A 22,340-nucleotide genomic window follows, 5' to 3' on the forward strand; every position below is an offset into this window, starting at 1 on the left:
GGCTTCCTTTTTTATTGGCGACCATTGGGCCTTATTCGGCAAACATCGAGCTCACCGATTCTTCGACATTGACTCGTTTAATGGCCTGAGCCAGCATATCAGCCAAACTCACCACCCGAATTTTTTTACACTGTTTGGCGGCCTGAGAGAGAGGAATCGTATCGGTTACCACAACCTCATCCAGAGAGGAGTGAATGATGTTATCGACAGCTGGCCCTGAAAGCACGGGATGAGTGATGTAGGCTCGAACACTGTTGGCGCCATTGCGTTTTAAGTGCATTGCAGCTGAACAGAGCGTACCGGCAGTATCGACAATGTCATCAATAATGATGCAGTTTCTACCCGCAGGTTCTCCAATGATGTGCATCACTTCCGATTTATTGGGACCGCTGCGGCGTTTGTCGATAATGGATAGCTCTGCATCATTTAAGCGTTTGGCCATGGCTCTGGCACGGACCACACCGCCGACATCCGGTGAAACAACCATCAGGTTCGCCAGATTCTGCTGCTTAATGTCTTCGAGGAGAATGGGGGTTGAATACACGTTATCGACTGGCATGTAGAAAAATCCCTGTATCTGATCGGCATGCAAATCAACGGTCAGCACCCGGCATATGCCTACCGAAGCCATCATGTCAGCGACAACCTTGGCGGTAATCGGAACGCGGGCGGAGCGAACACGTCGATCCTGTCTCGCATAGCCAAAATAGGGAACAACGGCTGTGATTCGGCCTGCGGAAGAACGTCGCAGGGCATCGGCCATGGTCAATAATTCCATGAGGTTATTATTGGTTGGGGCACAGGTAGATTGGACAATAAAGACATCGCGGCCACGGACATTTTCCAAAATTTCAACCATGGTTTCCCCATCGCTGAAGGTGCCCACAGTGGCTTGGCCTATCGGAATTTGTAAGTGGGAAGCAATTTTAAGTGCCAGTTCGGGATTGGCATTGCCGGTAAAGATCATCATCGTTGACATGTGTAAGAAACCTTCGATTGTTTATAATCAGTTAACTTAAACACATAGCAGAAGACAGCCAGAAAGATATAATTATTATTTTAGCGATCCGGTGAACGCATCCTTCCCGGTTATCTTCTGCCGTCTGTTTACTTGAATCAACAAGAAAATGGCTGGGGTGCTAGGATTCGAACCTAGGTATGCAGGGATCAAAACCCTGTGCCTTACCACTTGGCGACACCCCAATATGCTTAGATTCTTAATCATCCATGAATCATCTGCAGTTGTCGCTGCAATGTGCTGCGTATTTTGCAGAGAAATGAGGGCAATGTCAACGTTGACCTGCGAAATTATTTTCACAGGTCAATTTCTTCATTTTATTGCTCATTTTAAGAACAATTAGACCCGCCACTTTTTGATCACCATCTTGATAAAGATGTCATGGCCCTGAAGTCGGATTTGACTTGGCAGTGCCGCTTTGCCGACAGCACTGTAGCCCAGGTATTGAATAGTGTAGCCAGCCTGGCGAAGCAGCAGTAGGCGGTTTTGAGGATCGCGCTGAGCGGTTTGTACCGCGCCGGGGGCGGGCAGGCCGCGAACCCAGTAATACAGGTTGGCTACAGGCAGGCCAATGCCCGTTTCTTTACGTAATAAAGCGTCTGCACTGCTGGAAGAGACTTTTTTCGGCCCATCACGTAACGTGACCACGCTGCCTTTTTTGTCAATCATGACCGTGCCGCTGCCTAAGGGACCGAAAAGGCGGATTTGATAACTTCCAGGACCATTTTGCAGCCAGTTCACGGACGCCGTCCAACTTTTTTTCTTGCCACGTGCCGCCATGGCACCGGATAGTTCCCAGGACGAAATACTGGCGGTTTGTTTCGCCTGTTCAGCGGGCGATACATTGATTGCAGGTGATGCTGCCGCTTCGTCGGTCGTTAAGGGCTGACCATTGGCCGCTGCATCGCCGGGTAGGTTGCCTGAATGAAGCGCCTGATGATGACGCGGTGCGCAGGCTGTTAAAAGTAAAAGCAAACAAAGCGACGAGCATTTCAAAGCATTCATTGCCAACTCTCCATTCCGTTAAATCTCAATCATAGTTTTTTAAATCACAATACGCTAGACTGCGGGAAGTTGCAATTAATGACAAACCTTATGAAACCACGAGCAATATACCCCGGTACTTTTGATCCGGTCACCAATGGTCATGTGGATATCATCCAGCGGGCGGCATCCATTTTTCCGGATATTATCGTAGGTGTAGCGAACAGCCTGGCAAAAAAACCGTTCTTCTCCCTCGACGAACGCATTGCCCTGCTCTGTGAGGCATTGCACGACGTGCCGGGTGTGAAAGTGGTCGGTTTTAGTACGCTTTTAATTGATTTTGTCCGTGAACAGCAGGCGACAATTATTTTGCGTGGTTTACGGGCGGTAAATGATTTTGAATACGAATTTCAGCTGGCGGGGATGAACCGTAAATTATCACCCGACATTGAAACGCTGTTTTTAACGCCTTCCGAACATTTGATGTTTATATCCTCCAGTCTGGTTCGGGAAATCGCCGCATTCAATGGGGATGTGTCCCAATTTGTTCCGGCTGCTGTTGTACGGGCTCTTAGGGATAAAAAACAAAAATCATGAATGCACGCACGAGTCTGTTGATTTTGGTCAGTGCTCTATGGAATGTTTGCCCCGGTTTTGCCTCTCCCTTTCATGACACGCCACCTGGTTATGCCATCGCCACTGCTCATCCTTTAGCCACGAATGCCGGGCTTGAAATTCTGGCAGCCGGTGGTAATGCTTTTGACGCCGCGGTGGCGGCAAGCGCGGCTCTGGCAGTCGTTGAGCCGTACCACTCTGGCCTCGGAGGCGGTGGATTCTGGTTATTGCACCTCGAAAAGGAAAAGAAAAACTGGTTTATCGATGGTCGGGAAATCGCGCCTCGGGCGGCCCACAAAGACATGTTTCTGGGCAAGGATGGCAAACCCGTTCCTGAGCTTTCTCTCAACGGAGGCCTTGCGGCGGCCATACCGGGCGAACCGGCCGCTTTGGTTTATATTGCCAGCCATTACGGCCGTCTTCCCCTGTCAAAAACACTGGCGCCGGCCATCCGTCTGGCGGAAGAAGGTTTTCCTGTCGATTATCAGTTTCGTTATTTTTCGAGCCAGACAGACAGGCTTCAGCAGTTGCGCCGTTTTTCGGCGACAGCGGCTGTGTATTTAAAAAACGGTAACCCTTATGACATTGGCGACATTCTGCGTCAACCCGATCTGGCTAAAACCCTGCGCCTGCTTGCTGAAAAGGGGCATGAGGGGTTTTATCAGGGGGAGGTGGCTGAGCGCCTGGTCAGGGGGGTGCGTGCAGCCGGTGGAATTTGGACTCTCTCGGACCTCGCGCGCTATCAGATTAAAGTGCGCGAACCCTTACAGGGAGCCTACCATACCATGCTGATCATTACTTCGCCTCCGCCATCCGCGGGCGGGGTCGCTTTGTTGACCATGTTGAATATTCTTTCTGGTTACGCACTGGATAGCCTGCCCTTGCCGATGAAGATTCATTATACCGTGGAGGCGATGCGAATGGCCTACTGGCAGCGTGGTGATGCCATAGCCGATCCTGATTTTATCAACGTACCGATTGATGACATGATTTCGGCTGCCAATGCCAAAAAACTGCGTCAGTTGATTTCACCGATGCAAGCAACACCCAGCCGTCGGCTTGAATCCAAAAAGGTGATGGAAGATGTCTCCAATACTACCCATTTGTCGATTATGGATGCAGAGGGCAATCGCGTGGCGGCGACCATGACCGTGAATTATATTTTTGGTTCCAGTGTGATGGCTGAAGGCACGGGCGTGCTGTTGAATGATGAAATGGATGATTTTGCCAGCCAGCCTGGGGCATCGAATGTTTTCGGTATTGTTGGCAGTCAGGCCAATATCATTGAGCCCGGTAAACGGCCATTATCCAGTATGTGCCCTACGTTTCTGGAAATGCCGGGGCGTGTGGCCGTTATAGGGACACCGGGTGGCAGCCGTATTCCCACCATGGTTTTGTTAGCCAGTCTGGTTTTTTATAATTCCGAGGGAGCAATCAGTATGGTTTCCCGTATGCGTTTCCATCACCAATACCTGCCCGACGTGTTGCAGTTTGAACCGGAAACCTTTTCGCCGCAATTGCAGTCGCAATTAAAAAGCATGGGCTATGTGTTGATGCCTTTACTGCAGTACTATGGTGACATGCAGGGTGTTACCTGGGACAGGCAGAACAATGTACTCACCGCCGCATCCGATCCGAGGCACATTGGCCTCGCCGCCACCGTGACCGCCACGCAACGCCAGGAGAGCTACGGCGTATCGCATTAGGGTTTATCCTGTGTTTCCCCAACCAGCTTTTCCATGGATTGATGGACACGTTGGATCAGTTCCTCTTTCTGGTCCGTGGTATAAGCACTCGCATCAATGGGTTCACCGATATGAATTTCAGCCGTTTGATTGATGTTAAATTGCAGGGTTCTTGCTGGCAGTATGTTATACGCGCCGCGAATACCAATGGGAATGATGGTGGCTTTGGCTTCGATGGCGGTGACAAAGGCGCCTTTTTTAAAGGGGGCAAGCTTACCATCCTTTGAGCGGGTGCCTTCGGGCGCTATCCACATGATGATGCCACTTTCCAGCAGCTGGCGCATGGCTTCGAGATCTTTAATCGCCTGAGTGCGGTTTTTTCTGTCGATGAAGGGAAATTCCGCTGCCGTCATGCCTTTCCCCATGATAGGAATTTTAGACAGTTCCTTTTTAGCCAGCATGCGTATGGAATGATTGGGAAAGGCTTTAAAGCTGATGGGAATATCATAAAGGCTGCTGTGGTTACACATGATAATGTAAGCCTTACCTGGTTCTGGAACCACGCCGTGTGGATTGATGATTTTGCATTGGACGCCCACGAGATTAAGCAAGCGGTTAACCCAGCGATGAATCGTGGCGTCTACCCAGGCCCGGCTGGTTTTACCGAACAGGCGCATGAGAACGGAGCGGCTACATGCATTCACCGTATAAAGTGCTGACAGCAACATAATCCAGAACGTGCGGAGTTTACTGATTTTCATTGGAACTCGTTTCAATCATTGGGTGGGGAATCATACTGTAAGAGCAGGAGCTTGCCCATACTCTTACACTTTATCCCAGCGCACATTGCAGTTTTTCTTAACAGCCGCAGTCAGGAGCTGGACTAAAGGATAGGCACGATTGGCAAGACTCACCTGATCGTCATCGTCTTCCTGATTTAACGGCTGGTTTTTGGTTTCCCTGTCGATGGCTTCTTTCAAGTGGCCAAGGGCTTTAGGTATTTCATCAGCGACCAGGGCGCCCGGAATGATGCCGCTGTGCCCCATCATCTTTAATAATCGCTGCGCGATATCCCCTAACATGGTGATATTTTCATAAGCGTCGCTTTTAAATTTAACTAACATACAGCTGTCCTTCTCTGGATGATACAGGGTAAGAATTATATACCGATTTTACACTGGGAAACGAGAGGCGAAAGGCATTCACTCCGCTGCCGGTACAGGCTGGCATTGAGGGCAGAAGGCTGAACTTCTTCCGCCAATGATTTTGACCTCAATGGCACAACGGCAGTGAACGCAGGGTTGATTCTTACGGCCATAGACTTGAAGCTTCTGGGTAAAATAGCCGGGCTTGCCGTCTTTATCATAAAAATCGCGAAGTGTGGTGCCTCCGGCTTCAATGGCGCGCCGCAATACAGCCTGGATATGCACACTCAGGCAGTTGAATTGTTCGCGGCTTACGCATCCTGCGGGTGTGAAGGGGTGAAGGCCGGCCAGAAACAGACTTTCAGTGGCGTAAATATTGCCCACTCCCACCACAATCCGATTGTCCATGATGAAGGATTTGATGGTTTGGGTTTTACGTTTTGCCTTTTCAAATAAATAGTCGCCATCGAACGCGTCACTTAAAGGTTCTGGTCCCAGGTGACGCAACAGGGGATGATCGTCCGGATCATCGGCAAGGTATAACCACAAGCCAAAACGGCGGGGATCGTTGTACCGAAGAAGCCCGCCATCGGTTAACAGCAAGTCGATATGATCATGCTTTTTGGGCGGGGGTGCGTTGTTTTTAAGCAGACGCAGATGCCCGGTCATGCCCAAATGAATAAGAAGATACCCCTCTTCGAGGTGAATGAGAATGTATTTGGCGCGCCGGCTCACCTCAATAATTTTCTTGCCGATGCAGCATGCGGCCAATTGGGGCGGTACCGGCTTGCGCAGGCGTGAGTCCCTGATCATCAGCCCGGCGATTTCCTGTGCCAATAGAAACGGTTTAATGCCTTCCTTGGTGGTTTCGACTTCAGGTAATTCTGGCATCAGTCTTGGTCTTTATGCTCTATGATCCGGCCTTGCGGCGCATCCTGTTTAACCTTGGGCGGCGGGAATAATGCATTTTTAATCAGGGTGGCTACCCAGAGTAAGCCGCCGATAAACAATCCCCACACCAGGACATAGGAAAACATGATAAACAGACCAATTAACAAGGAAACGGCCACGCCGATGACCAAAAAAGGGACAATGCTTTCTACGATTCGTTTGATATTGTCATTCATTATGGAATCCTGTTCTCGATGTACTTCAATTTATTTCCTGTTTTAATTAAAATTATCGTTCACAAGTCGACCTGATGCAATGCGGTTTGTGCAATTTGTGGTATGATCATAAGAGTGAGGTGTAATTGTATACCTTCGCACACGCCTTGGCTTAATAGAGGATTCGATCTCATGTCGAAGCTGAGCGGATAGTTTAATCAGCTGTTAAGTCTCTGGCAAATAATTCTTTTTTGGGGAGTTACCGAATGATTTATGGGGTTTTGAACCTTTCATTTTGGGGATATGTCATCGCGACCATCGTGTTAACGCAAATCACGATTGCCGGGGTTACCATCTATCTGCATCGCTATCAAACACACAGAGCATTGACCCTTCATCCTGTCGTCAGTCACTTCTTTCGTTTTTGGCTCTGGTTGACTACCGGGATGGTGACGGCCCAATGGGTAGCCATTCACCGCAAACACCACGCCACGACGGATGTCGAAGGCGACCCTCACAGTCCCAAAGTTCTTGGGATTAAAAAGGTATTCTGGCAGGGCGCCGAATTGTACCGCGCAGCCTCCAAAGACCAGGAGATGATAAAAAAATATTCCCATGGGACACCCACTGACTGGGTGGAGCGCAATGTTTACAGTCGTTTCAGTTCCAAGGGTATTCTCATTATGCTGTTGGCCGACTTGATTCTGTTCGGCATTCCCGGCATTACCATCTGGGCTATTCAGATGATGTGGATTCCACTGCACGCGGCAGGCGTTGTCAATGGAATTGGCCATTACTGGGGGTATCGTAATTTTGAATGCCCGGATGCTGCGACCAACATTTTCCCCTGGGGATTCTGGATTGGTGGTGAAGAATTGCATAATAATCACCACACGTTCGCTTCTTCTGCCAAATTTTCTGTAAAGTGGTGGGAATTTGATATTGGCTGGTTTTATATTCGTTGCCTGTCCTTGCTGAAATTGGCCAAGGTTAAAAAACTGCCCCCCAAACTGGCGATGGAAGAAGGCAAGCTGCACGTGGATTTGGAGACAGTAAAAGCGGTCGTCAGCAATCGGTTTCAGGTAATGTCCTACTATTACAAGCGGGTTGTCCGCCCTATTCTCAAGATGGAAAAGCGTATCCATACGGAGAACAATAGCGATAAAAAACTGTTCCAGCGCGCTGGACGTCTCCTGCGGCTTCAAGACAGTTTGTTATCGCCACGTGCAAACACAAAACTGCAGGCGTTACTGGCGAGCTGTGAGCAATTGCGCCTGGTTTATACTTACCGGCAATCGCTGCAGAACATCTGGCTTAAGACGGCAAGTTCGCAGCGTGAGCTGGTCGATGCCTTGCAGCAATGGTGCAAGCAGGCAGAGGAATCGGGTCTTGAAGTATTAAAGCAATTTGCCCAGCAAATGAAAGGCTTTGTACCCAAACCCGTCAAAATCTGATTCCAAAAGGGAGGCGAAGCCTCCCTTTTTTCTATTTAAGCCCGACCTGTATGGGTTCTCTGGCTATACTTTCAATAAGACATCAAATTATGGTAACTCATGATTGACTTTCCTCGGGTTTTGCTTTGAAGTAATGAATTACCAGTCACAAAATTGAAAGGAGTTGTTTATGGAAAAAATGACAGCCGTTGTAACTGGAGGTACAGGAGGCATTGGCACTGCGATTTGCCAAAAATTAGCTTCTGAGTACCAGGTGATCGCTTGCTACTTCAAGGATGGAAAGCATGAAGAAGCCAAAGCCTGGCAAGAGCAGCAACGCAAAGCCGGTTTTAATGTCGATATTGTTTATGCGGACATGGCAAGCTTTGCTGATTGCGAAAAGCTGGTTTCCCTGGTGAACGAGCGTTACGGCCACATCGATGTTCTGGTGAATAATGCCGGGATTACTGCCGATTGCAGTCTTAGAAAAATGACTCCTCAGCAGTGGCAGCAGGTACTCGATGCCAATCTGACCAGTGTCTTTAATATTACCCGCAATGTATTGCCTGCCATGCTTGACAAGGGTTATGGCCGTATCATAACCATCTCGTCAATCAATGGCCGTAAGGGCCAGTTTGGCCAGTGTAACTATGCTGCCAGCAAGGCTGCCTTGTTTGGTTTCAGCAAGAGTCTGGCATTGGAAGTGGCCAGCAAAGGCATTACTGTCAATACCATTTCGCCAGGGTACATTGAAACACCGATGTTGGCAGGAGTAAAAGAGGACGTATTAAAAACTATTATTTCCAATATTCCTGTTGGGCGTTTAGGTCGACCTGAAGAAATTGCTGACGCCGTGGCTTTTCTGGCTGCCCGCGAATCAGGCTTTATTACCGGTGCCAATCTGGATATTAATGGCGGTCAATACATGTAATTACCTGTTTTCTCATGGTAGTAGAAAGAGAACAAAATGGAAAAAGACAAGGTTATATTGGTAACAGGGGGCACTGGCGATATTGGTACTGCCATTGCCATTGAGTTAAGCAAACGGTATGGTCAAATCATTGCGTTGGATGTGGTTTCGGAGGTGCAGGCTACTGAATGGCTGAACCATCTGAAGCAAGAAGGCCATGAACAAATCGCTTTCCGCCACATGGATGTGACCCGCTTTGACGAATGCCAGCAAACTGTTGCCGATATTCTTGTCGAATATGGACGTATCGACGTGTTGATTAATAACGCAGGAATTACCCGTGATGCCGTATTCCATAAAATGACCAAACAACAATGGGATGAGGTCCTGCGTGTAAATCTCGATGGCATGTTTAACGTGACTCGTCCGGTGGTTGAGGTCATGCGTAACCAGGAAAGTGGCCGCATTGTCAATGTGTCGTCCGTGAATGCGCAGAAAGGCCAATTTTCTCAGGCCAATTATGCCGCTTCCAAGGCCGGTATTTATGGTTTTACCAAGAGCCTGGCCCAGGAGTTGATGAGTAAAAACATTACGGTAAACAGCATTTCTCCTGGTTATGTCAATACCCGTCTTATGAAGGGGATTCGGCCTGATATTCTGGATTCAATCATTAATTTAATTCCGGCAAAACGCCTGGCAGAACCGCAGGAAATAGCCTGGGCTGTTGAGTTTTTAATTGATGAGCGAAGCCGCTACATTACCGGCGCCAATTTAAGTATTAACGGCGGCCTGCACATGTATTAAGTGGACAGGCTGTTTTAGAGGATTAAATGACTAGACTTATTAAGAAATACAAAAACAGGCGATTATACGATACTGAGAAAAGCCAATACATCACCGTTGAAGAGTTACAGCGTTATATCATCGATGGAATTGCCTTCCGAGTGGAGGATTCTGTCACCAACAACGACATTACCAATACCACCTTACTGCAGATTTTTGTGGAAATGGAAAGTGGCGCCAGCCAGTTTTTATCGGCCGACATGTTAAAACAGCTCATTATTCTGGCCAATCACCCGATGAGTCAGTCTTTTAAAAAAATGCTGGAACAACTGTTTGTGACCATGGAAAAATCCCTGAAGGGTAATCCCTATTTAAGTGATTATAAAAACACCAGTGATCGTTGGTCGCAACACATGCAGCAACTCCTCACGCAGTGGCAGGGATTTTTTAAATAATTATGCTGCACTGCAAAAAAAATCGTTAAATACCTTGACAGGCATAGCAATAAAGAACTATTCTAATATTGTGCACTGCAACATATTGGGGAGAAATGAAATGGTAAACCAAGCTTATTTTGAAAAATGGAGCGAAATCGCCAAGAAGGTTCAAGAACCTGTTCAAGCCATCGCTGAGTTAAATGTCAAGACCTTGCAAAACCTGTCTTACATTAAGCCCGATGAGTTGGCAAACTTGAAAAAGCCGGAAGAGTTGTTTGACAAGCAAATGAATGTTGCGCTGGAAAACGGTCACAAGGCATTGGACTACATGCAAAAATCGTTTCAAATCATTGAAAAGGCCATGTTAAATTTCGCTAAAGATGTTAAAAAAACAGAACAAGCGGTTAAATAATTCTGCACCGTCTGTTCTAAACAGCCGCTTAAGCGGCTGTTTTTCTATTGGCTCATGCCATCGCTTGGGCTTTGCACCATTACCTGACCTGATACTAGCCCTGACTGATAATCAACACTCCAATGAAAATGAGGGTGCCGCCAATCAAAACGGAGGAATTGGCATGATTTTCACGAAACAGCAACCAGGTAAAGAAAATAGTGAACAGGGGATAAATTAATTCAATGATGCCTGCGGCAGTGGCATTTTTGGCCCGCACAGACAGTGCAATCAGGTAACTTGCCACGCTAACCACGACAATCTGAGTCAGCGTAAGAATCAGTAAATCAGGCTGATTGCTCAACGTATGCCAATCTTTTTTAAAAGAGGTCAGACCGGCAAGCAGGGAGAAGACCACCGCGCCAAGGAGCATCTCCAGCGCCAGCAGAGTAAAAATGGACAAGCTGTGCAGGAGTTTTTCCGCGAGAGAATAATTTAAACCCCAGAGCAGGGCTGCCAATAAAGCAAATACTATCCACATTGTTAGTCCGCTTTATGAAGAGTGTCTCCCCATCGTCTCACAAGATCCAGATCAAAATCAAAAAGATCGAGAATACGCCCCACCGTGTGATTGACCACATCATCCAGGGTGGTGGGCTTTGTATAGAAGGCAGGGACGGGCGGAGCAATAATGGCTCCCATTTCGGTTACGCTCACCATGTTACGCAGATGCCCCAAATGCAGTGGTGTTTCTCTCGCCATGAGCACCAGTTTGCGTCGCTCTTTCAAGATCACATCGGCTGCCCGGGTTAATAAATTACTGGTACACCCGCTGGCAATGTCAGCCAGCGTGCGCATGGAGCAAGGGGCGATGATCATGCCTAAGGTTTTATAGGAGCCACTGGCGAGGCAGGCGGCAACGTCATTGATGTTGTAATAATGGCTGGCTAGCTGTTCAATATCCGCGGCTGTGCAGGTGGTTTCATAATGGCGAGTTTGTTGCGCCGCTTTCGTCACAATCAGATGGGTTTCCACGGACAGTTGCCGTAAAATTTCAAGCAAACGAATGCCATAGATAATGCCTGAAGCGCCGCTGATGCCGATGATGATTCGTTCTTTCTTAGCCATGAAGTTGCTTTTGTCGACGAGGTAAGACCATAAAAATACCACAAAAAGTGTTATTTTTCTCCATTTTCGCTGCCAAGACGGCAGGAAGCGAGACATTCTTCCAGTGCAGTAACGCCAAGCTCATGCATTTTTTCAATGTTGCGCAGCGGAATTCGTGAGGTGTCGCCATAATAGGCAATGGCCTGTTCAACCTGGTCTTCACGCAACAGATGCAGCATGGGATAAGGGGAGCGGTTGGTGTAATTGGCGGCATCGTTAAAATCAACGTGGTCGAAACAATAATCAGGATGAAAACTGGCCAGTTGATAAACCCCTTCATAGCCGCTGTCATTTAAGAGTTGCTCGGCTAAATCCAGGAAATCCAGGTAGTCGAAAAAGGATTGGAACTGCCTGGGGAAAATGAGCAGGGTGGTGGCAATGGCAGAGTCCCTATCCAATAAAGACACCTCCTCCATTAATTGCAACAAGGCCTGTTCTGTATTCTGGCTATCTGCAACCGCAAGGCGAAGCGTCTGGCGATCCACTTCCCGTTTGGCAAAAGGGCAAATCCCGTATTCGATTATAAAATGCCGGACCCAATGCCGGGTTTGGGCAATGACCTCTTCAGAATGATTCATCATGATTAAAAAGCAGAAAGGATAACCAATTTTGACACTTGCTATAATTAAAAGGCAATCTCGCCATGGAAAAAAATTATGAATAAATACCTACTACCGTTGTTGGCTTTGGTGCTGGTGTCTGAAAGTCAGGCATTGCAGCCGCTGAGTTTCAAGTCCCCTTACAATGATCAGATGCTGCCGTCGCCCTTTCCCGTTTATGTCATTGAAAATCAGGGCGTGGTCAATCATGCCTATCCTGGGGCAAAAAAAGTGTTGTTGCCCACCGACAACAGTTACAGCGGCAAGTCAGGCTGCTACGTGGCCTGCTATTCGCATCGTTCTGGAATTTACGCCGTCTCACCGGACATCAGCGTCATGGGGCAGGTGCGTGTACCTGGGGAATACATTGGCCGCATTTGCCAGCCTAAAGCCTATGAATGGCAGGATATCAGTCAAATAGCCGCCTTTAACCAACTCTGTGCCCAGAAAATCAAAAGCTGCGCCGCCGGCGACTGCTGGGCCGGCGGCGATACAGGCGGTTGGTTTGGGATTCAATAACCGTTAACCGGTGGATGCCGCAGGACTGGTGGTTACTTCACTTTTATACGTTTTAAACACGTACGTTCCCGGGGCATTGACGATGCCAGGGTAGGGCAGCTCAGCCAACACCGGCGCCTGGATCATTTTTCCTGACTCTTTTTTAAGCCAGGACATCCATTCGGGCCACCAGGAGCCGGCAAGATGCGTCGCCTCATTGAACCATTCATCCGCTGTTTGGTGAGTATTGTAATTGCGGTAATACCCGTACTTTTCCACATTGGGCGGATTGACAATCCCGGCAATGTGGCCTGAGCCGCCCAGAAGGAAACGCTTTTTGCCTTTCATCAACTCAAAGCCCTTGTAAGTGGTTTTCCAGGGGGCAATGTGATCTTTCAGTGTGGAAACAAAGAATGTGGGAATAGTAATCTGGGTGACGTCAATCGGGACGTGATTGAGCAACACTTTACCGGGCTTAACCAGGTAATTATGCAAATACATCCAGCGCAAATAAGTCGAATGCATTTTCGCCGGCATGTTGGTGGCATCGGCATTCCAGTAGAGGATGTCAAAGGGAACCGGATTTTTCCCCTGCAGGTAATTTTTAATGAAAAAACTCCAGACCAAATCATTGGCCCGCAGGGAATTAAACGTACTGGCCATAAACCGCCCATCCAGATAACCTTTCAGTTGCATTTGCTCTTCAAGACGCGCAATTTGATGCTCATCAATAAAGACCGAAATATCGCCGGGATCGCTGAAATCAATCATCGCGGCGAGAAAGGTTGCGCTATGAACCGGCATGGTTTTGCTGGCATTGTAATAGGCCAGAAGGCAGGCCAATAAGGTGCCGCCGATACAAAAGCCCAGGGTGTTGACTTTCTTGACATTCAATTGCTTGCGAATGATGTTAATGGCGGTCATCGGGCCTTCATCAAGGTAATTGTACAGACCCTTATTGGCATAACTGGCATCCGGATTGACCCATGAAATCATGAACACGGTAATCCCCTGTTCCACTACCCATTTAACAAAGGAATTGTGCGGGCTTAGATCAAGGATGTAGTATTTATTGATCCAGGGCGGAATCATCAGCAGTGGAATGGAATTGACCTTTTCCGTTTGCGGCGAATATTGGATGAGCTCCATCATGTCATTGCGGAAAATGACTTTGCCGGCTGTGGTTGCCAGATTTTCCCCAATTTTAAACGCATCGGTGTCCGTCATTTTGATAATGAGCCGGGTGGAGCCGGATTCCATATCCGTGAGCAGATTTTGTAATCCTTTCAATAAATTTTTGCCATGGCTTTGAATGGTTTCGGCCATCAGTTGGGGGTTGGTATGCAGGTAATTCGCAGGCGACAGGGCATCGAGGTATTGGCGGGTAAAAAACTGAATGCGTTTAGCCAGCTGCTTGTCGCCGTAATCGATTTGTTCAAGCAGGCAGTTCATGTGTTCGCTGGCTAAAAGGTAATGCTGGCTTAACAAATTAAAAAAAGGATTATTGACCCATTCCTCGCTGCTGAAGCGTTTATCATCTATCGGCATGGCTTTGCCTTCAAGCCAGTGACTGAACTGGTCCTGCGCCAGACTCATGGCGTCTTTCCAGTAGGCGACCTGCATTTGCCAGACCTGCTCTGGATTTTTAAGCAATGTCAGCATCAGCGAAATGAAATCATTGGTTACATCGGAATACTGCTTGATTAAATCCAGTACCTGCGTGGGCTGCGTCTGAAACTCCGTCATCAGCTTAAGACTTTTTTCAGCCACGACCTGCATGATATGGCTAAGTTCCGCGTCGTGAGTCATCCTTACTCCTGCTATCCTTTTGCTGTTCTATTCTCACGCTTTTTAGGCTAGATTAGCAAGTAGGGAATTTACCTAGAGGCCAAGACGTGAAAACAAATGCTAAAACACGAAAAATAAGCTGGTATACCTTATTAGTCACGACCGTGGTGGTTTTAGCCGTTCTGTATTATTTTTGGGAATATTACCTGTTCAATTATTATCTCGGCGGTTTCACCCACGAAGGCTATCTCGTGCAACGCTCCCAGACCGGGTTGCATTTCTTCCTGTCCGTATGGCCATTGTGGGCTTTTCCTTTGGCCGTGGGTATTGGCTTAACCCTGCTCTGGCATGAAGCCACCTTAAATCAGGCCAGACGGCGCATTGAACAACTCGAAGAGGAGCGCGCTCTGCAACCGCTTCCCCGGCATGAAGACGACATAGAAAAAAAGCGTGTGGGCACGCCTCACGAGACAGCGCCAATGCAAAAGATCCTCCCTGACGTGACCAAGGAGTACGAAGAATTAAAAACCGCGCATGAAACCCTGCAGCAGGATTATCAGGCGAGTCTTGATTTCATTGAGAAACTGCTGTTGCGGTTAAATAACTCGCAATAAATCCCAATCTTAAGCTTGCCCTAAGGATTTTCCTCTATACTGGTATGAGTTTTTAAGCGTATAGGTTGAATCACCATGGGTTACAATGTTTATGAAGTCAATGGGTACCTGAATGAGGCTATCCGGAAGCTTGGCGGAAAGCCACAGCTTCATAAAGGCAAAAGTTGGGACGCCGAAAAAAAAGACATGAATGAAAAAGGCAAGGACTATCTCACTGCAAAACGACAAGACTTGCCCCCTTTGCGATTAAGACCCCTTTTTGTAGAGTATCTAATTGCTATCAGTAATGCGCAGCAGTATGTTTTTGAAAAGAAAAAACACCAAAGTATGCGTCAAGGTGTTTTAAATATTATTATAGAGGCGATGCTGCAGGAGGCTGACAATTTTCCTGAACTAGCCGATCTGACGAAACCGGAAGTGGTGCTCAGTCAGACTAAAGGCGCTCTGGAATCTTCAGAGCAAACCGAAAAGCGGGCTGCACCTCCGGAACAAAATCCTGAACGGATCTCTGAAGAACGATCTAAAGAGGTAAATGGCTTTTTTGAAAGTAATGCTGAAGCAGAGGTCGATCCTAAGGTTGCAGAATTTGGGATGAGCAAAGAGCTGGAGGACTTGAAGAGCTACCAATTATTCCTGATTAACGACCCCCGCACCCATGCCTGTCGCGTAGAAAAAGCAGAGACATTAAACCGTCTTATTCAGCAACTTGAATCACAAAAAACAATAGAGGGTATTAAGGGCGTTCTTACGGAATTTTATGATGGAGAAGGAATGGTCGACAAAGAAACCAAAAAGGACTCTGCTTATGAGATATTGAATAAAGGGCAAGGCCTTACCACGCGTTTTTTGGGTTTCTTCAACACCAATTCTCATACCACGACGTTGAAACTCATTGATAGTCTGGCAAAAACTGTGGGTGTCGGGCATAAAAATGACCATTTTAAATTAAGCTAACCTTTCTGTCCCCGTCGTTAGGATGGGGACATTGCCTCCTCGTCTTCTCAAATCCATTTTTTTTGCGTTATAATTTCGCTCTTTCGTTTAAGCTAAGTCCTGATGCACCTCAAACAGTTAAAACTGGCGGGTTTTAAGTCTTTTGTTGATCCCACGACAGTTCCTTTTCCAAGTCAACTGGTCGCAGTCGTAGGTCCCAATGGCTGCGGTAAATCCAATATCATTGATGCGGTCCGTTGGGTGATGGGTGAGAGTTCGGCTAAAAATCTGCGCGGTGAATCCATGACGGATGTCATTTTTAATGGATCTTCCAATCGCAAGGCACTGGGTCAGGCTTCCGTCGAGTTGTTGTTTGATAACAGTTTAGGCCGTTTAACCGGCCAATACGCAAGCTATCAGGAACTGGCCGTCAAGCGGGTCGTTACCCGCGATGGCGAATCCCTTTATTACCTCAATGGCACCCGTTGCCGGCGGCGCGACATCACTGACATTTTTTTAGGCACAGGCGCTGGCGCCCGGGGTTATTCGATTATCGGCCAGGGCACGATTTCCCGCCTTGTCGAGGCACGGCCTGATGAATTACGGGCTTACCTTGAAGAAGCAGCCGGCGTTTCCAAATACAAAGAACGCCGCCGCGAAACCCTGACCCGCATCCAGCATACGCATGACAACCTTGCCCGGGTCGCCGATATTCGCGACGAGCTCGATAAGCAACTGCAACGTCTGGAGCGCCAGGCGAAAGCGGCGGAACGCTATCAACAACTTAAACAGCAAGAGCGCCGGCTTAAAGCTGACATTCTGGTCCTGAAGTGGCAGGCGCTTTGCGAAGAACAGCAGCGCATGGAGCACACCATTCAGCAGCACCGTGTCACCTACGAAGCGCAGCAGGCTCAATCGACCGACATTTATCAACAAAGCGTGACCCTGCGCGAAAAACGGCATGAGGAGGACGAGCGATTGCAGCATGTCCAGAACCGTTATTATCAACTGGGAACCGACATTGCCCGGCTGGAAGAAAATCTTCAGCAGCATCAGCGCGACAGGCAGCGCCTGATGGATACGCGTAACCAGTTGCAGGATGATTGGCAGTCCTTATCCGCGCAACAGACGCAGGATGAAGAAGCCCTGCGGCACAGTCAGGAAATTCGCGAACAATGCCTGACCAATGTCCTGTTGCTGCAGGATGAACTGGCCGCCAAAGACGCGCAGTTAACGCGTTGCCAGCAACAGCAAAATGATTGGCAGGCGCAGGCCGATGCGGTTCAACAGGCCCTCAATAGCGCGCGCCATGAACAGCAGATGACGGCACTTAATCTGCAACATCTGGCGCAGCGCCGTCAGGACACCCAAACCCGACTCGACAGCCTGATGAGGGAAGATACCAGCCAGGACACCACGGGTTTAAGGGAGGAGCTGGAGCGCTTAAAGGACGAAGTGGAGACGCTTCGTCTGCAAGTTCAGGAGCAGGCACGGGATTACGAGGCACAATCTTTACAGGCGCAAGGCATGGCTCAGGAATTAAAAACCAGTGAGCAGGCCATCCGTAAAGCACAGGATGAGGGGTACTCCCTGCACGCGCGGCATGCAGCCTTGTCGGCCATGATTCAAGCCTCCCTGGGGCGTCATGAGGACAACACCCTCGATGAGGACTGGAAAGATCAACCGCGTCTGGCCGAAGTGCTGCAGGTCGATAAAGACTGGCAGGCCGCCTGTGAAATGGTGCTGGGGGATAGGCTCCAGGCCATAGTCATGGAGGACCTGACAGCGCTCTATACTCGACTGAAAACCGACCCATTGCCGGGTGATCGCTGGTTTGTGACCCCGCAATCCCTTCCGGCATCGCCCCGCAAGCAACCGCGTTTGTCGGATAAAATCCAGGGTTTTACTGCCTGCGGAACCCTCGACTTCACTCAAATCCTGGCTGCGGCCAATTGGGATGAAGCCATTGCCTGGCTGCCTGCGATTACTGCTGAAGAATCCATTCTGACGCCGGAGGGTCACTGGTTGGGTCAGGGTTGGTTAAAAGCAGCGCCGCTTGCACGAGGCGACACTCAGGGTCTTTTAGTGAAACAGCAGGAATTGGCTGAACTGACCGACCAGCTTGATCAGTCGCGGCTGCGGTTAAGCCGCCTGATGACGCAACGCGATGAACAACAGGAGCAACTGGCGGCTCTGCAGGAACAGACAGCCAATCGCCAGCAAACCCTCCTCGAAACCAGGGAGAACTTGCGTCGGGTAGAAACACAGAGCCAACACAAGGAACAGGCGCTGCGGCAGACTGAGCAAAAAAGGATGCAGCTTAGTGAAGAAAAAGAAGACTTGCTGCTCAAACTGCAAACCTTGGCTGAAGAGCATCATGACTTGACAGCCCGCTTGCAGGAGCAGGCGCGAATTGTCGAAGAACAGGCGCATCGCTACCAGCAGTTACAGGATGGCAAAACGGCCTGGCTTTCCGAACTGCCATTAAGCAAGGCCGCTGTTGACACAGTCCGTACCCTCCTGCATCAGGCGGAATTAAATGCCGAACGTGAAAAATTGAAAGTGAGTCAGTTGCAGGACGCGTTGAAACGAAACGAAGATCGCCTGCAGGTTCTTCATGATCGCCTGGAAGAAGTACAAAGCCAGTTACTGAATTTGCAGGATCCGAATGCTACCCTTAAGCCCCTGCTTGAGGAAAAACTGCTTCAGCATCATGAACTGGACGCGTTGCTTGCACATCACCGTGAACAGCTTAATCAGCTTAACCAGCAGATTGAGGGACTTACCGAACAATTAAAAGGCCTGGACAAACAAAGCCGCGACCTGCAAAACGTCATCCAGCAGGCGCAAATTGAGGAGCAAACGCTCAAAGTACGCGCGGCAGGATTGCTAGATTCTTTAACGGAACTTGGGGTAAGGCTTCAGGATGTATTGACAGGACTTGCGCCTCAGGCTTCGCTGAGTTTGCACGAAGAGGCCCTGGTTGAGGTGGTTAATAAAATCCAGCGACTGGGCGCGATTAACCTGGCTGCTATTGACGAATACGAGACCGAGTCGCAGCGTAAAAAACATTTGGACGACCAATACGACGATTTGCAGGAAGCGCTGGCGACTCTGCAAACCGCGATTGAAAAAATGGACAGGGAAACCCGGCAACGGTTTCAAAGCACTTTTGATGAAGTGAATCAACGGTTCCAGGTGTTGTTTCCTCGCCTATTTGGCGGTGGACGTGCCCTGCTTGAGCTGACTTGTGATAATCTGTTGGAAGCTGGTATTGTGGTAATGGCACAACCGCCGGGTAAACGGAACAGTACGATCCATTTATTGTCCGGTGGAGAGAAAGCGATGACGGCTGTGGCGTTGGTTTTTGCCATTTTTCAACTCAATCCGTCTCCTTTCTGTATGTTAGACGAAGTGGATGCGCCTTTGGATGACGTGAATGTCGGACGATTTTGTACTTTAGTGAAAGAAATGTCACAATTCGTACAATTCCTGTTTATTACCCATAACAAGGTAACCATGGAACTGGCGGATCATTTAATTGGAGTAACCATGCGTGAACCCGGTGTGTCGCGCGTTGTTGCAGTTGATGTTGAACAAGCCTTGTCAATGAGCGAGACTTGATAAATACCAAGAGCTAAGTCAAGCGCTCTTTACTTACGAGGAGTAAACCATGCAGGCAAACTGGAGTCTGATACTCAATGTGCTATTACTCATTGGTGTAGTGGTTGCTATTGGCCGCCTGATGAAAGCCAGAAGGCAGAGTTTAAACCACACGGCCTATCAACCCTCACTGGGTCAGGCCGAACCGAAGCATTACGATGATATAATTGCCATTCGTAAAGTCAACCTTCAACCGAAGGAAGAGGTAGACGAACTGCCTGAATTCACTATAAAAACCCAGTCAACGGAGGGTCCATCCATTGCCCTCGATGAACAGGACACCGCCGGTACGGCTGAAACCCGTGTGGATATCCGGCCAATCGAGGCCCGCAGCGAGAGCCGGCCTGCGCTGGATTCACGCTCCATGGAAGCAAGACCTGTTATTAAAAATGATCCTGGTCAATCGATCATGATGTTTTTGCTGGCAAAAGAAAACCGCCAGCTGGCCGGCTATGAACTGCTGCAAACCGTATTGGCGGCTGGTCTTCGTTTTGGCGAAGGGCATTTGTTTCACCGCCATCAGCAGGCCAATGGCCAGGGGCCTGTGTTATGCAGTCTGGCCGCCGCTACCGCGAGCGGGGTGTTTGATTTACAGAATATTGGCGCATTCAGTGTGCGCGGCCTGTGCCTGTTCATGCACACCTCCGGTAATTCGACCATTGATGCTGAACGCTTCGCCATCATGCTTGAAACGGCCAAACAATTAAGCGACGGCCTTGATACACATCTGCTGGACGATATGCGGCGTCCTTTAAATGACGAAAGCCTGGCCCGTTACCGTCGTGTATTGAATATTCCCAGTGAACACGAACTCTCGGCCCTGGCTTGATTGCCGTCCTCAATTCATGCAATTGACGCTCAAGGTCAAACCGGCCAGCCGCGTCAATGCCTTGTTTGTAACGAACAACCAGCATCTTTTACTTGAACTCAAAGCCAGTCCAGAAGAGGGTAAGGCCAATAAGGCACTGGTGGTGTACCTCGCCCGATTACTGGGTTTGACCCAAAAACAGGTGGTGATCAGCAGCGGCCATCATGCGCGGGATAAAAAAATTCGCCTGTTGGTCGAAGAGGCTCAGCAAAACCAGGTCATCCAGCGTCTGGATAAAGTACTCATTATGTCCTGATTTTATATATTTTGAACAATTTGCGCAGAGGTTGAGAGCTACTCTGGTGAGTTGACACAATAACCATTACACTAAGCATTTTAACCCCTTGCAATCATTATGAACTTAAAAACAATTGCCGAGCTTTTAGGTTGCGCTCCTGCGCCAGACATGGAAATCCATGGCATTGCCATCGACAGCCGCCTGGTAAAACCGGGTGAATTATTTATTGCCCTGCGAGGTGACCGTTTTGACGGTCATGATTTCATTGCCGAGGCGGTGGCCAAGGGCGCGGCAGCGATTGTTTGCGAGCAGGCCTGCCCTGGGATTGCTGTGCCGCAATGGGTTGTTCCCTCAAGCCTTGAAGCCCTGGCTAAACTGGCCGCCAGCCATCGCCGCCGCATGGATTGCCGGGTGATTGCGTTGACCGGCAGCAACGGCAAAACCACGGTAAAGGAAATGATTGCAGCCATTCTCCCCCCGCCTTCGCTCGCAACCCGCGGCAATCGCAATAACCACATTGGTGCGCCCTTAACGGCCCTTGAACTTAAGCCGGAACACCGTTATGCCGTGTTTGAGCTTGGCGCGAATCACCCGATGGAAATTGCTCATACTGTGGCGATTGTGCAACCGCAGGTGGCGCTTATCAATAACATTGCTCCCGCCCATATTGAAGGGTTTGGCTCCATTGACGGCGTTGCCAGGGCTAAAGGCGAGATCTATGAGGGCTTGCCTTGCGATGGTACGGCCGTGGTGAATGACGATGACGAGTATGCCCATTTCTGGGATGGTCTCTTAGACGGTAAAAACGTGTTGCGCTTCTCTCTGAACAAGCCGGTTGATGCCTATGCCCGGGATACCCTGTTTGATGAACGGGGTTGTGCCCGGTTTACGCTGGTATTGCCCTGCGGTGAAGCTCAAATCCAGTTACAGGTTCCCGGCGAACACACCATTCGCAATGCCCTGGCGGCGGCGTTGTGCTGCTTTGCCGCCGGTATAGGATTGCCGGACATTGCCCGTGGCTTAAACCAGTTTCAAGGGGTGGCGGGACGCATGACCTACCTGCACGGCCATAATGATGCCCTTGTCATTGATGACACCTACAATGCCAACCTGCGTTCGGTTCTGACGGCCGTTGATGTCCTGTCCAAACGGCAGGGCCGCCGTATTCTGGTGTTGGGCGACATGGGGGAGCTGGGTGCATGGACACAGCAGCATCATGAGGAAATCGGGCGGGTGGCGCAAAGCAAAGGCATTGATTTGCTTATGACCTGCGGTAAGCACAGTGAGTTCAGCAGTAAAGCCTTCGGGAAGCCGGCTTGCCATTATCAGACGCAGGACGATCTGGCCCGGGATTTGCTGTCGCATCTGAATAAAGACACCACGGTGCTGGTAAAGGGGTCACGGTCGGCGGCGATGGAGAAAATTGTGCATAGACTGGTGGGTTGATGAATCCAGTTATGCTATG

The 22,340-nt window shown here is 49.1% G+C and carries 24 protein-coding genes and 1 tRNA gene; 14 read left to right on the forward strand and 11 right to left on the reverse strand.

The genetic code is table 11. The features are described 5' to 3' along the window. Window positions 1-31: 31 nt before the first annotated feature. From GH742_RS01950 to lolB, 3 genes are all read right to left on the reverse strand, one after another. Window positions 32-979: a ribose-phosphate pyrophosphokinase gene (locus GH742_RS01950; RefSeq protein WP_058531791.1), complete on the reverse strand. Its 948-nt coding sequence runs from the start codon at window positions 977-979 to the stop codon at window positions 32-34. Window positions 980-1,128: 149 nt separating this feature from the next. Beyond that, window positions 1,129-1,203: transfer RNA gene (locus GH742_RS01955), tRNA-Gln, on the reverse strand. 154 nt (window positions 1,204-1,357) lie between these two features. Further along, on the reverse strand, window positions 1,358-2,023 hold the full coding sequence (lolB, locus tag GH742_RS01960; protein ID WP_203455928.1) for a lipoprotein insertase outer membrane protein LolB: 666 nt from the start codon (window positions 2,021-2,023) through the stop codon (window positions 1,358-1,360). Between the two features lie 69 nt (window positions 2,024-2,092). On the opposite strand from lolB, the gene coaD reads away from it, so the two are divergent. Continuing rightward, window positions 2,093-2,599, forward strand: coding sequence for a pantetheine-phosphate adenylyltransferase (gene coaD / locus GH742_RS01965; protein ID WP_203455929.1), 507 nt, complete (start codon window positions 2,093-2,095; stop codon window positions 2,597-2,599). After that, the gene (ggt, locus tag GH742_RS01970; RefSeq protein ID WP_203455930.1) at window positions 2,596-4,323 is read left to right on the forward strand and encodes a gamma-glutamyltransferase; all 1,728 of its coding nucleotides are present in this window, start codon (window positions 2,596-2,598) and stop codon (window positions 4,321-4,323) included. Before coaD ends, ggt begins: the two co-directional genes overlap by 4 nt. On the opposite strand, the gene GH742_RS01975 is transcribed toward ggt, so the two are convergent. The 4 genes from GH742_RS01975 to GH742_RS01990 all read right to left on the reverse strand — a co-directional run bounded on the left by GH742_RS01975 (window position 4,320) and on the right by GH742_RS01990 (window position 6,574). Beyond that, on the reverse strand, window positions 4,320-5,063 hold the full coding sequence (locus tag GH742_RS01975) for a 1-acyl-sn-glycerol-3-phosphate acyltransferase (RefSeq protein WP_203455931.1): 744 nt from the start codon (window positions 5,061-5,063) through the stop codon (window positions 4,320-4,322). The genes ggt and GH742_RS01975 overlap by 4 nt on opposite strands. A 63-nt stretch (window positions 5,064-5,126) precedes the next feature. Then, window positions 5,127-5,426 carry a DUF1840 domain-containing protein gene (locus GH742_RS01980; RefSeq protein ID WP_203455932.1) on the reverse strand — a complete coding sequence of 100 codons (300 nt, stop codon included), beginning with the start codon at window positions 5,424-5,426 and terminating at the stop codon, window positions 5,127-5,129. 78 nt (window positions 5,427-5,504) lie between these two features. Further along, window positions 5,505-6,338 (reverse strand): bifunctional DNA-formamidopyrimidine glycosylase/DNA-(apurinic or apyrimidinic site) lyase, encoded by an 834-nt coding sequence (gene mutM, locus GH742_RS01985; protein ID WP_203455933.1) that lies wholly within the window; start codon window positions 6,336-6,338, stop codon window positions 5,505-5,507. After that, window positions 6,338-6,574, reverse strand: a complete 237-nt coding sequence (locus GH742_RS01990; RefSeq protein ID WP_203455934.1) for a hypothetical protein — start codon at window positions 6,572-6,574, stop codon at window positions 6,338-6,340. Before GH742_RS01990 ends, mutM begins: the two co-directional genes overlap by 1 nt. Before the next feature lie 245 nt (window positions 6,575-6,819). Here GH742_RS01990 and GH742_RS01995 point away from each other — a divergent pair, with 245 nt between their 5' ends. The 5 genes from GH742_RS01995 (at window position 6,820) to GH742_RS02015 (ending at window position 10,528) form a co-directional block, all read left to right on the forward strand. Further along, window positions 6,820-8,007, forward strand: coding sequence for a fatty acid desaturase (locus tag GH742_RS01995; protein WP_203455935.1), 1,188 nt, complete (start codon window positions 6,820-6,822; stop codon window positions 8,005-8,007). A 169-nt stretch (window positions 8,008-8,176) separates the two neighbouring features. Beyond that, the gene (gene phbB, locus GH742_RS02000; protein WP_203455936.1) at window positions 8,177-8,917 is read left to right on the forward strand and encodes an acetoacetyl-CoA reductase; all 741 of its coding nucleotides are present in this window, start codon (window positions 8,177-8,179) and stop codon (window positions 8,915-8,917) included. A 36-nt stretch (window positions 8,918-8,953) separates the two neighbouring features. After that, window positions 8,954-9,700 (forward strand): acetoacetyl-CoA reductase, encoded by a 747-nt coding sequence (gene phbB / locus GH742_RS02005; RefSeq protein WP_203455937.1) that lies wholly within the window; start codon window positions 8,954-8,956, stop codon window positions 9,698-9,700. Between the two features lie 26 nt (window positions 9,701-9,726). After that, the gene (locus tag GH742_RS02010) at window positions 9,727-10,134 is read left to right on the forward strand and encodes a polyhydroxyalkanoate synthesis regulator DNA-binding domain-containing protein (RefSeq protein ID WP_203455938.1); all 408 of its coding nucleotides are present in this window, start codon (window positions 9,727-9,729) and stop codon (window positions 10,132-10,134) included. Window positions 10,135-10,234: 100 nt separating this feature from the next. Next, on the forward strand, window positions 10,235-10,528 hold the full coding sequence (locus tag GH742_RS02015) for a phasin family protein (protein WP_058531801.1): 294 nt from the start codon (window positions 10,235-10,237) through the stop codon (window positions 10,526-10,528). A 94-nt stretch (window positions 10,529-10,622) separates the two neighbouring features. Here the strand turns inward: GH742_RS02015 and GH742_RS02020 are convergent, their stop codons facing one another. From GH742_RS02020 to GH742_RS02030, 3 genes are read right to left on the reverse strand one after another with little or no spacing between them, the layout of a single operon-like run. Further along, window positions 10,623-11,048, reverse strand: coding sequence for a DMT family transporter (locus tag GH742_RS02020; protein WP_108293222.1), 426 nt, complete (start codon window positions 11,046-11,048; stop codon window positions 10,623-10,625). A gap of 2 nt (window positions 11,049-11,050) precedes the next feature. Next, a complete protein-coding gene (locus GH742_RS02025) occupies window positions 11,051-11,635 on the reverse strand; it encodes a UbiX family flavin prenyltransferase (protein WP_203455939.1) in 585 nt (194 codons plus the stop codon). A gap of 50 nt (window positions 11,636-11,685) precedes the next feature. Continuing rightward, entirely contained in the window at window positions 11,686-12,255 is a 570-nt protein-coding gene (locus GH742_RS02030) for a DUF1415 domain-containing protein (RefSeq protein WP_203455940.1), read from the reverse strand. Window positions 12,256-12,330: 75 nt separating this feature from the next. On the opposite strand from GH742_RS02030, the gene GH742_RS02035 reads away from it, so the two are divergent. Beyond that, window positions 12,331-12,792, forward strand: coding sequence for a hypothetical protein (locus GH742_RS02035; RefSeq protein WP_203455941.1), 462 nt, complete (start codon window positions 12,331-12,333; stop codon window positions 12,790-12,792). Window positions 12,793-12,795: 3 nt separating this feature from the next. Here the strand turns inward: GH742_RS02035 and GH742_RS02040 are convergent, their stop codons facing one another. Beyond that, window positions 12,796-14,580 (reverse strand): alpha/beta hydrolase, encoded by a 1,785-nt coding sequence (locus GH742_RS02040; protein ID WP_203455942.1) that lies wholly within the window; start codon window positions 14,578-14,580, stop codon window positions 12,796-12,798. A gap of 86 nt (window positions 14,581-14,666) precedes the next feature. On the opposite strand from GH742_RS02040, the gene GH742_RS02045 reads away from it, so the two are divergent. From GH742_RS02045 to murF, 6 genes are all read left to right on the forward strand, one after another. Next, window positions 14,667-15,173 (forward strand): hypothetical protein, encoded by a 507-nt coding sequence (locus tag GH742_RS02045; protein WP_203455943.1) that lies wholly within the window; start codon window positions 14,667-14,669, stop codon window positions 15,171-15,173. 75 nt (window positions 15,174-15,248) lie between these two features. Further along, window positions 15,249-16,127 carry a hypothetical protein gene (locus tag GH742_RS02050; RefSeq protein WP_203455944.1) on the forward strand — a complete coding sequence of 293 codons (879 nt, stop codon included), beginning with the start codon at window positions 15,249-15,251 and terminating at the stop codon, window positions 16,125-16,127. A 102-nt stretch (window positions 16,128-16,229) separates the two neighbouring features. Next, on the forward strand, window positions 16,230-19,730 hold the full coding sequence (gene smc / locus GH742_RS02055; RefSeq protein ID WP_203455945.1) for a chromosome segregation protein SMC: 3,501 nt from the start codon (window positions 16,230-16,232) through the stop codon (window positions 19,728-19,730). Window positions 19,731-19,779: 49 nt separating this feature from the next. Continuing rightward, window positions 19,780-20,598 (forward strand): cell division protein ZipA C-terminal FtsZ-binding domain-containing protein, encoded by an 819-nt coding sequence (locus tag GH742_RS02060; protein WP_203455946.1) that lies wholly within the window; start codon window positions 19,780-19,782, stop codon window positions 20,596-20,598. Continuing rightward, a complete protein-coding gene (locus GH742_RS02065; RefSeq protein WP_203455947.1) occupies window positions 20,570-20,893 on the forward strand; it encodes a DUF167 domain-containing protein in 324 nt (107 codons plus the stop codon). The genes GH742_RS02060 and GH742_RS02065 overlap by 29 nt, the downstream gene beginning before the upstream one ends. A 99-nt stretch (window positions 20,894-20,992) precedes the next feature. After that, window positions 20,993-22,321: a UDP-N-acetylmuramoyl-tripeptide--D-alanyl-D-alanine ligase gene (gene murF, locus GH742_RS02070; RefSeq protein WP_203455948.1), complete on the forward strand. Its 1,329-nt coding sequence runs from the start codon at window positions 20,993-20,995 to the stop codon at window positions 22,319-22,321. The last annotated feature ends 19 nt before the right edge of the window (window positions 22,322-22,340 follow it).

Origin of the sequence: Legionella sp. MW5194 (assembly GCF_016864235.1) — a bacterium.
Taxonomy (GTDB): Bacteria; Pseudomonadota; Gammaproteobacteria; order Legionellales; family Legionellaceae; genus Legionella_C.